Genomic DNA, 14570 nt, shown 5'->3' with positions numbered 1-14570 from the left:
AAAAACCACGATAAAACTGGGGATACGCATGAAACTGACTTTATTGGCCGCCGCCGCCATGGCGCTGTGCCAGGCGCAGGCCGCCGACCTTGCCGCTGACGCCAGCCTGGCCACTTCGGGTGACTTGCCCACCGTCATCATCACGGGCAGCATGCCGCTGCCCACCGTGGACCAGCCGCGCGACACCCTGGCCGCGCCCGTGCAGACGGCCAGCGCGCAGCAGATCGCCCGCAGCGGCGCGCTCGATCTCTCCGCCTTCCTGCGCCGCAACCTGGGCAGCGTCGTCGTGAACGAGGTACAGAACAACCCGTTCCAGCCCGACGTCAGCTACCGCGGCTACACGGCGTCGCCCCTGCTGGGCACGCCGCAAGGGTTGTCCGTCTACCTCGACGGCATGCGCCTGAACCAGCCGTTCGGCGACGTCGTCAGCTGGGACTTGATCCCGCGCATGGCCATCGCTTCGCTGACCCTGATGCCCGGCTCGAACCCTCTGTTCGGCTTGAATACCCTGGGCGGCGCGCTGGCGCTGCAAACCAAGGATGGCCGCAGCAGCCCCGGCACCGCCATCGAAGCGCGCCTGGGTTCCGACAAACGGCGCGCCGTCGAGGTCGAGCATGGCGGCAGCAATGCGCAGGGCTGGCACTGGTATGTGACGGGCAACCGCTTCAAGGAAGACGGCTGGCGCGACGATTCGCCGTCCGACGTGCGCCAGGTGTTTGGCAAGCTGGGCTGGAGCGATGCGCGCACGGATATCGCCGTTACCGTGGCCCACGCGGACAATGCGCTGACGGGCAACGGCTTGCAGGAACAGCGCATGCTGGCGCGCGATTACCGCAGCGTGTATACCAAGCCGGATTTGACGGAAAACAAGTCGACCCTGCTGAACGTGACGGGCAAGCACCAGGCCGGCGCGGCCTTGCTGCTGTCGGGCAATGTGTACTACCGCAAGATCGATACGCACACGTTCAATGGCGACTTGAACGACGAGTCGCTCGACCAGTCCGTCTACCAGCCGGGAGCGGCCGAGCGGGCGGCCCTGGCGGCGGCCGGCTACACGGGCTTTCCCGCCAGCGGGGCGAACGCGGCCAATACACCCTTCCCGAAATGGCGCTGCATCGCCAATGTGCTGCTGAACGACGAGCCGGCCGAAAAATGCAATGGCATGCTCAACCGCAGCCATACGCGGCAGGAAAACTATGGGTTTTCGGGCCAGTTCACCGCGCTGGCCGAGCTGGCGGGAGCGCGCCATGCCGTCACGGCCGGTGCCGCCTTCGATGCCAGCCACGCCACGTTCCGCCAGACGAGCCAGTTCGGCTACCTGAATCCGGACCGCAGCATCACGCCTGTGAACTTCTTTGCCGACGGCACGGAAATCGATGACGACGGCACGCCCGTCGACAACCGGGTCGACTTGAGCGGGCGCATGCGCACGTGGAGCGTGTATGCGAGCGACAGCATGGCGTTCACTCAAGATTTAACGTTGACCGTTTCGGGCCGCTACAACCGCAGCACGGTGCGCAACCGCGACGCCATCACGCCCGGCGGCGGCAGCGGTTCGCTGGACGGCGACCACCGTTTCAGCCGCTTCAATCCCGCCATCGGCCTGGCGTATGCGCCAGTGGCCGGCATCGGCGCCTATTTCGGCTACAACGAAGGCAGCCGCACGCCGACGGCCATCGAACTCGGTTGCGCCGATCCGGAAAATCCGTGCCGTTTGCCCAACGCCATGGCCGGCGACCCGCCATTACAGCAGGTCATCACGAAGACGTGGGAAGCGGGCGTGCGCGGCCAGTGGGGCGAGGTGGCCCGCTGGAGCGCCGGCGTGTTCCGCGCGGAAAATCACGACGATATCCTGTTCGTGGCCGACAACCAGGCGGGGTTTGGCTATTTCAAGAATTTCGGCAAGACGCGCCACCAGGGCGTGGAGCTGGCGCTGGATGGCAAGGCGGGCATGCTGGACTTCGGCGTCAACTACACGTGGCTGCAGGCGACGTATCAAAGCCGGGAGCTCGTCAACGGCAGCGCCAACAGCAGCAGCGATGCGGACGCGCCCGGCCTGGAAGGCAATATCGTCATCACGCCCGGCAAGCGCATTCCCTTGACGCCCAGCCATATCCTGAAGGCGCATGTGGATATTCAGGGCGGACGCGACTGGACGGTGGGCCTGGCCATGACGGCCGTCTCCAGCGCCTATGCGCGCGGCAATGAAAACAATGCGCACCAGGCGGGCGGGCCAGCCTACCTGGGCGCGGGCAAGAGCGGAGGCTATGCCGTGGTGGAATTGAACGGCAAATACCAGCTGACGCCACGGCTCAGCGTGTTTGCCCAGGTGAATAACCTGTTCGACCGGAAATATGCGACGGCGGCCCAGCTGGGCGCGACGGGTTTCGACGCCAACGGCAATTTCGCCGCCCGCCCGTTGCCCGCCGTGAACGGCGACTATCCGATGGTCAATGCGACGTTCTATGCGGCCGGCGCGCCGCGCAGCGTGAATGTGGGCGTGCGCTATGCGTTTTAAGGATGGACTTGCTCGATGATGCCATTGCGCAGCGCCAGGTGCACGAGGGCGGCGGGGCCGGGCACGTCGAGCTTTTCCTTGATGCAAGTCTGGTGGTTGGCCACCGTCTTGCAGCTCACGTGCAGCAGGCGGGCGCAGTCGGCAGCGCTGCGGCCTTCGGCCAGCAGGCGGAAGATTTCGAATTCGCGCTGGCTCAGGCTGCTCAAGCGGTCCGCTTCCATGTTGGCCGTGCCTTGCAGTACGCCGGGCGCGCTGTGCGGGTCCAGGTAGCGCCGGCCCGCGTGGGCGGCGCGCACGGCGTCGACCAGGTGTTCCGGGTCGGCCTGCTTGCTGACGAAGCCGCAGGCGCCGCCGTCAAACGCGCGCGCGATGAGCTGGGGCGTGTCGTGCATGGTAAACACCAGCACGCGGGCGCCCGCGTCGCGCGCGAGCAGCTTGCGCAGCAATTCCAGGCCGCCGATGCCGGGCATGGACAAATCCGTCACGCAGACGTCGGGCGCGTGCTCCTGGTACAAGCCATACGCCGTTTCGCCATTGCCCGCCTCGGCCACGACGGCGATGTCGCCGCCCTGTTCCAGCAGGCGCCGGTAGCCCGTGCGCACTACCGGGTGGTCGTCCACCAGCATCACGCGGATCGGCCGCATGCCGCTGTGCATGGCGTTCATGGCGCTCATGCCACGCACCGTGCCGCCAGGGCCACTTCGATGCGCAAGCCGTTGCCCAGCGCGCTGATCCAGCGGATGTGGCCGCGCAAGCCCGCCACGCGCTCGCGCATGCCCAGCATGCCGAAACCGTCTGCTGGCGTCTTGTCCTGGCGCAAACCCCGGCCATTGTCTTCGATGGCCAGGTGCAGCAAGCCGTGCGCATCGGCGCGCAATTCCACCGTGGCCCGGTCGGCGCCCGCGTGGCGCGCCACGTTCGTCAAGCCTTCCTGCACCAGGCGGTAGATGGCGGTGGCGGTGCTGTCGTCGAGGCCGGCGGGGATGGCGTGCGGCGCGAAATGGCAGGCGATGCCGTGCTGCTGGGTCCAGCTGTCGCACAGCGCCTGCAGCGCCGGCGCCAATCCCAGGCTGTCGAGCACGGGCGGGCGCAGCCGGCGCAGCATCGTGCGCACCATCGCGTGCAGCGCTTCCGACGAGCGGGCGATGCTGGCGGCGCACGCCTGCACGTTTGCCTGGTCGCCCTCGCGCGCGCGCAGGATGTAGCTGGCGGCGGCGCGGATGGCCGTGCAGTCCTGTCCCACTTCATCGTGCAGCTCGCGCGCCAGCGCGCAGCGCTCCTCTTCCTGCGCGCGCAGCAGGCGCTGCGTGAGGGCGCGGTTTTGCGCCAGCAGCAGCGCCACCTGGCGGCCGCGCCGCAGGGCAAAGCCGGCCAGCGCCAGCACCAGCACCAGCAGGCTCAGGGCCAGTTCATCGAGCTGCCAATGTTCCTGGCGCCAGAGCGACTGCGTCAGCCGTTCGGCCAGGTCCAGCCTGGCGGCCAGCAGGAAAAAAGCCAGCGCCAGTGCGCAGCACAGCAGGACGGTCCGGCGCGGCCGGGCGTGCGCGCTTGCCTGGGCGCCAAATTGATGGTGTTCCATGATGCTGCTCCCTGAGCACGGTCGATCTTCTTGTTGTGCAAGCTTCATGCCATCGGCGCAAGGGCGCGAGGGGCCGCTCATGCGGGGCGGAGGGGACAGGCAAGTGTTCCAGGATGGAACAGGTGTACCGCGATGTGACGGGGAGGACGACGCGGCAGGCGCGGTTTTCGAGCTTATCCGAAGTCGGGCCGGTCCGCTGGCGTACGCGTCTGCAGTGTGCGCTCTTGTTGTTCAAATGTAACGTTGAGATTCCTCAAACTTTCATAGATAAAACAAAACAAAGTTTCGCGGAGTTAGATAAAAAATAAATAAATGATATTAAAAATATGATATTTGTTTTATACGATTTGCTATATTTGTTGACACTTTTGTGAAAAAGCTGAAAGCGGGCGCCAGACCTGCCGACCTATCTATCCACAACAATCAAGGGAATAGAATGAATCGTTTATCACATGCGCGGGTATCGCCCGCCACCGCCAATCCGCCCGCTACCCGCGGTCGCGTCGCCGTCCTTGCCGCGCTGGCCACCTTGTCCGTGCTGGGCTCGGCACCGGCCCTGGCCGGTGTCCTGACTTTCGACAACTTGCGTCCCGACGTGTATGAAAGCGGCCAGACGCTCAATACGTCGAGCTACAACCTGCTGTTCCTGGCCGACCCGACGACGGCGGCCGGCGGCGGCGTCAGCGGCGTGGGCGCCATCCTCGATGGCCGCGTGGGTTCGTCGTGCGATATCGCCGCCTGCCCGCAGGGCGCCACCGGCAATTACCTGGCTATCCTCAACGATGGCGGCGTGAATTTCACGCGCGCCGACCACCAGGCATTCACCCTGGCCGGTTTCGATTATTCCTTTATCGCCCCCGTGTCCGGCTTGCCGAACCAGAATTGGGGCCAGCTGCAGCTGAGCGGCACCCTCAGCGACGGCCAGGTGATCAGCACCTCGCTGGCGTTTCCCGGCCAGGGCAGCGATGGCAATTACCATTTCCAGAGCGCTTCCCTGCTGGGCGGTTTCAGCAACTATGCGTTTACGGGCCTGAGCTTCAACGCGTGCATCTTCAACGATACGGGCGCGTGCAGCAACTCCCTCGATTTCCCCGCCTTCAACCAGGGCCAGTTTGCGCTCGACAATATCAATATCAGCGCCGTGCCGGAACCGTCGACCTACATGCTGATGCTGGCCGGACTGGGCGCCATCGGCATGCTGTCGCGCCGCCGCAGCGGCAAGTTCGCCGCCTCCACCGTGCAAGGAGCATGAGATGAAATTACGTCCCGTTTCACTCGGCATCCTCTTGCTGGCCGCCAGCCTGGCGCAAGCGGCGCAGGCGCAGGAACGCCGCTCCTACATCGTGCAACTGGTCGACAAGCCGGCCGCCACCTACACGGGCCAGGTCGACGGCCTGGCCGCCACCAAGCCGGCCCCGGGCGCGCGCATCAACGTGGGCGCGGCCGACGTGCAGGCCTATTTGAGCTACCTCGACACCAAACAGGCCGCCGTGGCCGGCACCGTCAGCGCGGCGGAAATCACGCACCAGTACAGCGTCGTCTTCAACGGCTTTTCCGCCTTGCTGACGGACGATGAAGTGCGCGCCCTGAAGAAAAACAGCGGCGTGGCCAGCATCAGCGCCGATTCCATCCTGCAGCTCGACACCAGCTACACGCCCAGCTTCCTGGGCCTGGACAAGCCGGGCGGCATCTGGGAGCAGCTGGGCGGCAAGGCGCACGCGGGCGAAGACATCATCATCGGCATCGTCGACAGCGGCATCTGGCCCGAGAACACGGCCTTTGCCGACCGCCTCGACGAGAACGGCGTGCCCAGCCACAGCGGCAACAACGTCGTGTATGGCGCGCCGCCGGCCAGCTGGCAGGGCACTTGCCAGACGGGCGAAGGCTTTAGCGCCGAAAATTGCAACAATAAGCTGATCGGCGCGCGCTACTACCGCGCCGCCACGTCGGCGCTGCACTGGACGGAATTCATGTCGCCGCGCGATTCCGTCGCCGGCCTGACGGGGCACGGCGGCCATGGCACGCATACGGCGTCCACGGCGGGCGGCAACAATGGCGCCCTGGCCACTTCGAACGGCGTCTCGCTGGGCAAGGCGTCCGGCATGGCGCCGCGCGCCCGCATCGCCGCCTATAAAGTGTGCTGGACGGCCGCCTCGACGGGCCGCAACGGCTGCGCCACGGCCGACAGCGTGGCCGCCATCGACCAGGCGGTCAAGGATGGCGTGAACGTCATCAACTTCTCCATCGGCCCGAACGCGGGCGGCGGCGCTTTCGACGAACCGACGGAAGTGGCCTTCCTCGGCGCGGCGGCAGCCGGCGTGTTTGTCGCCACATCGGGCGGCAATTCCGGCCCGGCCACGCCCGCGCCCGACGTGCCGGCGCCCGTGTCGCACATCAGCCCGTGGCTGGCGACGGTGGCCAATTCCACCCACAACCGCCTGTACGCGGCCAACGTCACTCTTAGCAGCGGCACGAAACTGGAAGGCGCATCGAGCAATGCGAATACCCCGGCGCTGCCGCTGATCCAGTCGCGCGACGCGGGCCTGGCCGGCGTGCTGCCGACGGATGTCAACTTGCTGCGCTGCTTCGGCGTGGCCGATGCCACGTCGGCGTATCTGGACCCGGCGAAAGTGGCGGGCAAGATACTCGTGTGCGACCGTGGCGGCAACGTGCTGGTCAACAAGAGCGCGAACGCCAAAACGGCGGGTGCGGCGGGCGTGATCATCGCCAACGTGGCCGGCGGCGCCAACACCGTCATCAACCAGGCGCACGCGCTGTCGACCGTGCACCTGGCGCAGGCGCAGGGCGACGCGCTGAAGGCCTTCATGGCGGCGACGCCCGACGGCACGGCGGCATTGGGCGAAATCCACACCACCGCCGACACGACGGTGCTGGCGCCGATCGTCAGCGACCGTTCCTCGCGCGGCCCGAACGTGGCCAACGCGAACATCCTGAAACCGGATCTCTCGGCGCCCGGCACCAACGTGCTGGCCGGCGTGACGGCCGACCTGACGCAGGCGCAGCGCGATGCCGTGGCAGCGGGCGGCGTGGCGCCGGCGGCCGAATGGGATTTCTATTCCGGCACCTCGATGGCCAGCCCGCACGTGGCCGGCGTGGCGGCATTGCTCAAGCAGCAGCATCCTGACTGGTCGCCCGCGGCCATCAAGTCGGCGCTGATGACGACGGCCTTCAGCACCTATTCGGACGGCTTGAACGGTTCCGTGTCGTGGGATGCCACGGCGAAGAACTCGGGCCAGCTGCCGTGGGGCCAGGGCGCCGGCCACATCGCGCCGAACAGCGCGGCCGATCCTGGCCTCGTGTACGACATGTCGGAAATCGACTATGCGCGCTTCCTGTGCGGCCTGAACCTGAAGGTCTACAGCGCCGCCACGTGCCAGGCCATCGGTACCATCGCGGCCTATAACCTGAACCTGGCGTCGCTGACGGCGGCCAACGTGCTGGGCACGCAAACCCTGACGCGCACGGTGACCAACGTGGGCGCCAGCAGCGCCGTCTACAACGTCTCGGCCAGCTTGCCCGGCTATACGGTGGCGGTGACGCCAACGAGCCTGAGCCTGGCGCCGGGCGCCAAGGGCCAGTACCAGGTCAAGCTGACGCGCACCACGGCGCCGGCCAATACCTGGACCTACGGCGCCCTGAGCTGGACGGATGGCACGCACACGGTGCGCAGCCCGCTGACGGCGCGCGGCACGGCGCTGGTGGCCATTCCGCTGGTCAGCAGCGAAGCGGCCACGGGCAGCAAGGTGCTGACCCTGGGCACGGGCTTCTCGGGCGCGCTGGTGGGCGTCAAGTCGGGTCTCGTCGAAGCCGTGCGCCAGGCGCGCACGATCGGCCAAGCGACGACGGGCGCCGCCGCATCGGCCGCCTGCAAGGCGGGCGGCGCCACGGGCGTGAACGTGCACAATGTGGTGATCCCGGCCGGCACCCTGGCGGCGCGCTTTGCCACCTACGATGCGGAAACGACGGGCGGCGCGAATACCGACATGGACATGGAGGTCTACAACGCCGCCAATGTGCTGGTCGGCAGCAGCGGCAATGAAAGTTCCAATGAGCAAGTGGAACTGCGCCTGCCCGCCGCTGGCACCTACAAGGTGTGCGTGATCGGTTTTGCGCCGCAAAACGGCCAGGCCGACTACACCTTGTCGTCGTGGGTGCTGGTGCCGGGCTTGTCGAATGGCGGCTTCAAGGCGCTGATGCCGGGCACGGCCTACACGGGCGGCACGGCGACTGTCTCGCTGAGCTGGTCCAACCTGGCCGAAGGCAAGCGTCACCTGGGCGCCGTCGGCTACCAGGTGGCTGGCGTGGTGCAGGGCGTCACGGTGGTCGAGGTCAATACCAACGATCCCGTGCCGCTGTTCCAGAACGCGCGCGGCGCCAAGCCGGTTCTGGCTGAGTAAACCGTTCTTTGCTTGAACGCAAGGCGTGCCTCCGGGCACGCTTTTTTTTATTCACCCACCCCGTTCGGGAGGAATAGCACTTGCATGGCGGTAACGCCAACGGTATCTTGTCGGATAGCCATGGCTTTGTGCCCTGGCATTCTTGGGGAGTCGCGCGTGACCAGTTTCCGCACCAATACCGACCGCCTGCTGGAAGTGCGCCTGCAGGATGAAAAAGTGCTGGCGATTGCCGGCGCCATGGTCGCCTATACGGGCAGCATCAAATTTGAAAAATCCCTGCTCGGCGGCGAGGGCCTGTTCGGCGCGCTCAAGCGCAAGGTGACGAACGAAGGCATGCAGGTGATGCAGGCAGCCGGCACGGGCACCGTGTTTTTCGCGCAGAATGCGGCCGAAATCACCGTCATTCCGTTGACGGGTGAAAAGCTGACCATCGAAAGCAGCAGCCTGCTGGCCTACGACACGAGCCTGAAGACGGGCACCAGCTTTGCGGGTCTGCGCGGCGCCAGTTCGGGCCAGGGCCTGTTTTCCACCACCGTCGAAGGGCACGGCAACCTGGCCGTCATTTCGCGCGGCAACCTGATCATGCTGGAAGTGACGCCCGCGCACCCGCTGCGCGTGGACCCGGACGCCTTCGTCGGCTTCAAGGGCGATATCCGCCAGGAATTCGTTTTCGACGTCAACTGGCGCACGATGATCGGCCAGAGCTCGGGCGAATCGTACCAGCACAAATTCACAGGCCAGGGCGTGGTGTTCATCCAGCCCGCCGAACGTTAAGTCAGCGAGGACCCGCGATGCCTGTCTATCAGCAAATCAATGAAAAGATGCTTGAGGTCAAACTCGGCAATGAAGAAGTGTTCGCGCGCAAGGGCGCCATGGTGTCCTACCAGGGCGACGTGGCGTTCAGCCGTTCCTTCCTGGCCGGCCAGGGCGTGCAAAGCCTGGCCATGCGCGCCGTCACGAACGAGGGCTATGTCCTGATGTCGGCGCGCGGCACGGGCAGCGTGTTTTATGCGCAGGGCGGCCTGTTCGTCACCATCGTCCCCGTGCGCGGCGAAACGTTTTATGTGGAAAGCGATTCCCTGCTGGCCTTCGATGCGCGCCTGACGGCCGGCACCATGTTCCTCGGCAACCAGGGCGGCGTGCAGGGCGTGGTGCGCGGCATGGCCTCGGGCCAGGGCTTGTTTACCACCACGCTGCAAGGCACGGGCGAAGTGGCAATTTTGTCGGACGGCAATGCCATCGGCTTGCCCGTCACGCCGGACGTGCCCGTGTTTGTCGACCCGCAAGCGTATATCGGCCACACGGGGCAGCTGAGCTCGACCATCGTCACGGACTTGAACTGGAAAACCTTCGTCGGCCAGGCGTCCGGCGAATCGTACCAGGTGAAATTCACGGGCCAGGGCACGGTCTACATCCAAGCGAGCGAAAGGTAAGCCATGACGATTTACAATCCCGATACCTTGCCGAAGAACGATAACCTGAACCGTTTTTCGTATGTCATCGACGTCAAGGAACAGATCTTCATTCGCAAGGGCAAGATGATCGCCTTCTATGGCGAACTGCGCTTCGAAGCCATGGGCAGCAGCGTGCTCGATTTGATCGTGCGCAATGCCTTCAATGCACCGAAATACGTGCACCACTTTGTCGTGGCGCAAGGGCAAGGCCAGTTGATCCTGGGCGACAACGGCAACGACCTGGCGTGCTACGACCTGGACAACGCCAACATGACCATCCGCGCGAAAAACCTGCTGGGTTTTACGAAGGATGTGATTTGCCAGGAATCGACCTTGCCCGGTTATCTGACCATGATCGGCACGGGCAAGGTCATCGCCTCGTCGAACGGCCCTGTGCATTTCCTCGAACTGCCGTGCCGCGTGGATGAGCAGGCCGTGCTGGGCTGGGCCGATTGCCCCAGCCCGTCGTACCACTACGATTACGCCCACGTGCAGGGTTGGGCCTCGGCCGCCGGCGCGCTCACCGGTTTCAGTTTGTCGGGCGAGGAAAAGCAGATCGACTTCACGGGCGCCGGCACGGTGCTGGTGCAGTCGTCCGAGCTGGACGTGACGGGCAGTTCCGCCCTGATGCAGCTGCTGGCGCAATTGCCGCTGCTGGGCAAGGAAGACCTCGGTACCTTGAGTCTTTCCGTGCAGCAGCAGATGAAGCAGGAGCGTTAAGCTACTTTGCGGTCGCCCAGCCGGGCGGCCGTTTTTCTAAAAAGGCAGTGACGCCTTCCTGCGCATCCTCTTCCATCATGTTGCGCGCCATCACGTCGCCCGCATACGCATACGCGTCGTCCAGCGGCAGCTGGCGCTGTTTGTAAAACATTTGCTTGCCGTAGCGGATGGCCGTCGGGCTTTTCGCCATGATCTGCTGCGCCAGGCGCGCCACGGCGTCGTCGAGCGCCGCATCGGCCACCGTTTCGTTGATCAAGCCCCAGTCGGCGGCCGTGTCGGCGTCGATGAAGCGGCCCGTCACCAGCATGTCGAAGGCCCGCTTGGGCGATACATTGCGCGACAGGGCCACGGATGGCGTGGCGCAGAACAGGCCCACGTTGATGCCGGAGACGGCAAAGCGCGCGGACGCGCCCGCCACGGCCAGGTCGCAGCTGGCGACCAGCTGGCAGCCGGCCGCCGTGGCGATGCCGTGCACGCGGGCAATCACGGGCACGGGCAAGGCCTGGATGGCTTGCATCACGCGCGAGCATTGCGCGAACAGGGTTTGATAATACGCAAGCTGGCGCGTGGCTTGCATCTGGCGCAAGTCGTGGCCCGCGCAAAAAGCCTTGCCTTCGGCGGCCAGCACCACGCAGCGCACGTGCGGTTGCAGCGCGACGGCATCGAACGCCTCTTGCAGCGCAGCCAGCATGGCTTCCGACAGGGCATTGAATTGCAGGGGACGGTTCAGGCGCAGGGTGACCAGGCCACCCTCGTCTTCGCGCAGCACCAGCGGCGCATCGTTATCCTGGGTTTCGGGTGTTGCGGTCATGCGGTCTCCCCTGGCCTGATGGCCTTGTTGTTTTAGGAAATCTTACTTGGCGGCATTGACGCTGCCGATGCCGGCGATCGACTTGTGCACGATCTTCGGCTTGCCGTAATACGTCAGTTCGCCCATGCCGCGCACCACGGCGTTCAGTTCGCCCGAGGAGTACACCTTGACGGAGCCGATGCCTTCGAAATTGACGTCGACGTTTTTTGCCAGCAAGGCTTTCGTATCGACTTCGCCCACGCCTTGCGCCTTCAGGCGCAGCCAGTCGACCTGGCCATCGGCGGCCAGGCGGCCCGCGCCCTTGTAGCTGATGTCGACTCTTGGACCATTGAGCTTGGTCAATATCTTTTCGCCCGCGCCTTCCGCGATCAGCTTGCGCAAGGTGGGCATGGTGATGATGATGCGCGGGTCGCCTTCCGTTTTCTTGATGTCCTTGTCCTTCATGGAAATTTTCAGTTCGCCATTGACCACTTCCGTGATCACGCCGCTGAGGAATTTCTGGTCGCCGCGCAGCAGCAGGCTTTGCTCCTTGCCCGATTCGACTTCGATGCTGATGGGGCCGCGGATATCGATGGCGTTGAAGGCGCCGACCGTGCGGGTTTGCTCGTCGGCATGCGCGAGGGTGGAGAGGCAGGCAAGGGACAGGACTGACAACAGGAACAGAGGGCGCATGACGGTTTCCTTGAGTAGTTGATCAGTGTATTCTATTGTGCAACATCTCCATTGGGGAGAATTTTGCGATGAATGGCACAAATCGCGGCGCGGATGATACGGCTGCCATCGGCCAGCCGCGCGCCCGGCAAGGCGCCGTTGGGCTATGCTGTGGCGTACCGCGTCCTGGAGACTGCATGAAAAATTACCACAAAGAAGATTACCCCGTCGCCGACATCCGGCGCTTCCTCGAACCGGGGCCGGTGGTGCTGGTCAGTTCAACGTGGCAGGGCGAAAGCGACGTCATGACCATGGCCTGGCACATGCTGATGGAATTCACGCCATCCTTGCTGGGCTGCTTCATTTCCGACGCGAACCACAGCTATGAAATGATCAAGCGCAGCATGGAATGCGTGATCAACCTGCCCACGGCCGACATGGTCGACCAGGTGGTCGCCATCGGCAATTGCAGCGGCGCAGACACGGACAAGTTCACGGCCTTCGGCCTGACGCCCCAGCCGGCCGAGCAGGTGGGCGCGCCCCTGATCGCCGAGTGCTACGCCAACTTCGAATGCAAGCTGGCCCAGGTGGCGGGCAACCCGAAGGGCGGCTTCTTCATTTTCGAGTGCGTGAAAGCCCACGTGGCCACCTCGCCCAAGCTGCCCGAAACCCTGCACTACCGTGGCAACGGCGAGTTCATGGTATCGGGCCGCACCATCAGCCGCAAGAGTTTGATGAAGCCTGAAATGTCGTAGGACACCTGACCAAACCTACTGCGCGTCGATATAGGCGGCCTGCGATGTTCACCGTACCCGAGTACGGTTGCGCTTCTCGGCCACCTCTCTCTTCCGCTCGCTACGGTTTTGTCAGGTGTCGTTAATTCTCAAGATGCTCCCCGTATCTGTCCTGGGGTTAAATGACACCCTGCGCCAGCATGGCATCGGCCACTTTCACGAAGCCGGCGATATTGGCGCCATCCACATAGCTGACGGAACCGTCCGCGCGCGTGCCGTATTGCTTGCACGCGGCGTGGATGCCTTGCATGATCTGCAGCAAACGTGCATCGACTTCTTCGCGCGGCCACGATATGCGGGCCGCGTTCTGGCTCATTTCCAGACCGGATGTCGCCACGCCGCCCGCATTGCTGGCCTTGCCCGGCGCATACAGCACGCCGGCCGCTTCGAAGGCCTTGGCGGCCTCGATGGTGGTGGGCATGTTGGCGCCTTCGGCCACGCACTGCACGCCATTGGCGATCAGGGTGCGGGCAGCGTCGATGTCCAGTTCGTTTTGCGTGGCGCAGGGCAGGGCGATATCGACCGGCACATGCCATGGCGACACGCCCGCCTCGAAGCGCACGCCCGTGCGCGCGGCGTAATCGCTGACCCGGCCATACAGATGATTCTTGATTTCCATCAGGATGGCCAGCTTTTCCGGCGTGAAACCTTCCTCGTCGATGACGGTGCCGCTCGAATCGGAGACGGTGATGACTTTCGCGCCCATGGCCATGGCTTTTTCCACCGCGTATTGCGCCACGTTGCCCGAGCCGGACACGGACACGCGCATGCCTTCGAACGAGCGGCCCCGCGTTTTCAGCATTTCTTCGGCGAAATACACGGTGCCGTAGCCCGTCGCTTCCGGACGCATCAGCGAGCCGCCGAAGCTGGCGCCCTTGCCCGTGAACACGCAGTCGGCGCGGTTGCTGAGTTTTTTCATCATGCCGGCCATATAGCCCACTTCACGTCCGCCCACGCCGATGTCGCCGGCCGGCACGTCCGTGTCCGAACCCACATGACGGAACAGTTCGCTCACGAAGGCTTGGCAGAAACGCATCACTTCGCCCGGGCTCTTGCCCTTCGGATCGAAATCGGCGCCGCCCTTGCCGCCGCCCATCGGTAACGTGGTCAGCGCATTCTTGAACGTTTGCTCGAAGGCGAGGAATTTCAGCACGGACAGGGTCACGGACGGGTGGAAGCGGATGCCGCCCTTGTACGGCCCGATGGCCATGCTGTGCTGGATGCGGTAGCCGCGATTGACTTGCACTTGCCCATGGTCATCGACCCACGATACGCGGAACATCACCACGCGTTCCGGCTCGATCAAGCGTTCCAGCAAGCCTTGTTCCGCGTATTTCGGGTGCTGTTCCAGGAATGGCCACAAGCTCTCCATGACTTCGGTGACGGCTTGCAGAAACTCGGGTTGACCTGGATTGCGTGCGGCGACATGCTGGACATACTCGTGAGCAGATGCGTATTTCATCAGAATTCCATGGAGGTAATCGGTTATTTGGGCAACTATCATCGCAGATTTTGCACGAAAATGGTGCGGAAATTTGGTTTTGAGGGGTTTCTGCTACATTGTGGGGCGCGCTTTCCCATCAAGCGGCGAGGCCAAACAGAGAGTGGTCTGGTGGAAAAAGTGA

At 64.4% G+C, this 14570-nt stretch carries 12 protein-coding genes; 7 read left to right on the top strand and 5 right to left on the bottom strand.

The window, feature by feature from the left end; translation table 11 throughout:
* Window positions 1–28: 28 nt before the first annotated feature.
* A complete protein-coding gene (locus CLU94_RS10650; protein ID WP_180278633.1) occupies window positions 29–2518 on the top strand; it encodes a TonB-dependent receptor in 2490 nt (829 codons plus the stop codon).
* Here the strand turns inward: CLU94_RS10650 and CLU94_RS10645 are convergent.
* Together CLU94_RS10645 and CLU94_RS10640 are read right to left on the bottom strand one after the other, a co-directional pair.
* Window positions 2515–3192, bottom strand: a complete 678-nt coding sequence (locus tag CLU94_RS10645) for a response regulator transcription factor (protein ID WP_257218760.1) — start codon at window positions 3190–3192, stop codon at window positions 2515–2517. The two genes, CLU94_RS10650 and CLU94_RS10645, sit on opposite strands and share 4 nt — an antisense overlap.
* A complete protein-coding gene (locus tag CLU94_RS10640) occupies window positions 3189–4097 on the bottom strand; it encodes a histidine kinase (protein ID WP_099665604.1) in 909 nt (302 codons plus the stop codon). The genes CLU94_RS10645 and CLU94_RS10640 overlap by 4 nt, the downstream gene beginning before the upstream one ends.
* A 436-nt stretch (window positions 4098–4533) precedes the next feature.
* Here CLU94_RS10640 and CLU94_RS10630 point away from each other — a divergent pair, with 436 nt between their 5' ends.
* From CLU94_RS10630 to CLU94_RS10610, 5 genes are all read left to right on the top strand, one after another.
* Window positions 4534–5349, top strand: coding sequence for an NF038120 family PEP-CTERM protein (locus CLU94_RS10630; protein WP_099665602.1), 816 nt, complete (start codon window positions 4534–4536; stop codon window positions 5347–5349).
* A gap of 1 nt (window position 5350) precedes the next feature.
* Complete coding sequence (locus CLU94_RS28840) at window positions 5351–8515, top strand: S8 family serine peptidase (RefSeq protein ID WP_099665601.1); 3165 nt, start codon at window positions 5351–5353, stop codon at window positions 8513–8515.
* A 156-nt stretch (window positions 8516–8671) separates the two neighbouring features.
* Window positions 8672–9289: an AIM24 family protein gene (locus CLU94_RS10620; RefSeq protein WP_216350350.1), complete on the top strand. Its 618-nt coding sequence runs from the start codon at window positions 8672–8674 to the stop codon at window positions 9287–9289.
* Between the two features lie 17 nt (window positions 9290–9306).
* Complete coding sequence (locus tag CLU94_RS10615) at window positions 9307–9948, top strand: AIM24 family protein (protein WP_099665600.1); 642 nt, start codon at window positions 9307–9309, stop codon at window positions 9946–9948.
* A 3-nt stretch (window positions 9949–9951) separates the two neighbouring features.
* Window positions 9952–10689, top strand: coding sequence for an AIM24 family protein (locus CLU94_RS10610; protein ID WP_099665599.1), 738 nt, complete (start codon window positions 9952–9954; stop codon window positions 10687–10689).
* A gap of 1 nt (window position 10690) precedes the next feature.
* Here CLU94_RS10610 and CLU94_RS10605 read toward each other — a convergent pair whose 3' ends face one another.
* Together CLU94_RS10605 and CLU94_RS10600 are read right to left on the bottom strand one after the other, a co-directional pair.
* The gene (locus CLU94_RS10605) at window positions 10691–11500 is read right to left on the bottom strand and encodes an enoyl-CoA hydratase (RefSeq protein WP_099665598.1); all 810 of its coding nucleotides are present in this window, start codon (window positions 11498–11500) and stop codon (window positions 10691–10693) included.
* Between the two features lie 42 nt (window positions 11501–11542).
* The gene (locus CLU94_RS10600; protein ID WP_099665597.1) at window positions 11543–12172 is read right to left on the bottom strand and encodes a head GIN domain-containing protein; all 630 of its coding nucleotides are present in this window, start codon (window positions 12170–12172) and stop codon (window positions 11543–11545) included.
* Window positions 12173–12348: 176 nt separating this feature from the next.
* Between CLU94_RS10600 and CLU94_RS10595 the strand changes: the two genes are divergently transcribed.
* Window positions 12349–12906, top strand: a complete 558-nt coding sequence (locus CLU94_RS10595; protein WP_077399216.1) for a flavin reductase family protein — start codon at window positions 12349–12351, stop codon at window positions 12904–12906.
* Between the two features lie 157 nt (window positions 12907–13063).
* On the opposite strand, the gene gdhA is transcribed toward CLU94_RS10595, so the two are convergent.
* Complete coding sequence (gene gdhA, locus CLU94_RS10590; protein ID WP_099665596.1) at window positions 13064–14407, bottom strand: NADP-specific glutamate dehydrogenase; 1344 nt, start codon at window positions 14405–14407, stop codon at window positions 13064–13066.
* Between the last annotated feature and the right edge of the window lie 163 nt (window positions 14408–14570).

The organism is Janthinobacterium sp. 13 (assembly GCF_002749695.1).
GTDB lineage: Bacteria > Pseudomonadota > Gammaproteobacteria > Burkholderiales > Burkholderiaceae_D > Janthinobacterium > Janthinobacterium kumbetense.
Note: the sequence above shows the minus strand (reverse complement) of the source record. Positions and strands in the feature narration are given on the sequence as shown.

What these genes read in the sequence shown, in the direction of transcription:
- CLU94_RS10650 (WP_180278633.1), top strand. Translation starts at nt 29, where the DNA reads ATGAAACTGACTTTATTGGCCGCCGCCGCCATGGCGCTGTGCCAGGCG.
- CLU94_RS10645 (WP_257218760.1), bottom strand. Translation starts at nt 3,192, where the DNA reads ATGAGCGCCATGAACGCCATGCACAGCGGCATGCGGCCGATCCGCGTG.
- CLU94_RS10640 (WP_099665604.1), bottom strand. Translation starts at nt 4,097, where the DNA reads ATGGAACACCATCAATTTGGCGCCCAGGCAAGCGCGCACGCCCGGCCG.
- CLU94_RS10630 (WP_099665602.1), top strand. Translation starts at nt 4,534, where the DNA reads ATGAATCGTTTATCACATGCGCGGGTATCGCCCGCCACCGCCAATCCG.
- CLU94_RS28840 (WP_099665601.1), top strand. Translation starts at nt 5,351, where the DNA reads ATGAAATTACGTCCCGTTTCACTCGGCATCCTCTTGCTGGCCGCCAGC.
- CLU94_RS10615 (WP_099665600.1), top strand. Translation starts at nt 9,307, where the DNA reads ATGCCTGTCTATCAGCAAATCAATGAAAAGATGCTTGAGGTCAAACTC.
- CLU94_RS10610 (WP_099665599.1), top strand. Translation starts at nt 9,952, where the DNA reads ATGACGATTTACAATCCCGATACCTTGCCGAAGAACGATAACCTGAAC.
- CLU94_RS10605 (WP_099665598.1), bottom strand. Translation starts at nt 11,500, where the DNA reads ATGACCGCAACACCCGAAACCCAGGATAACGATGCGCCGCTGGTGCTG.
- CLU94_RS10600 (WP_099665597.1), bottom strand. Translation starts at nt 12,172, where the DNA reads ATGCGCCCTCTGTTCCTGTTGTCAGTCCTGTCCCTTGCCTGCCTCTCC.
- CLU94_RS10595 (WP_077399216.1), top strand. Translation starts at nt 12,349, where the DNA reads ATGAAAAATTACCACAAAGAAGATTACCCCGTCGCCGACATCCGGCGC.
- gdhA (WP_099665596.1), bottom strand. Translation starts at nt 14,407, where the DNA reads ATGAAATACGCATCTGCTCACGAGTATGTCCAGCATGTCGCCGCACGC.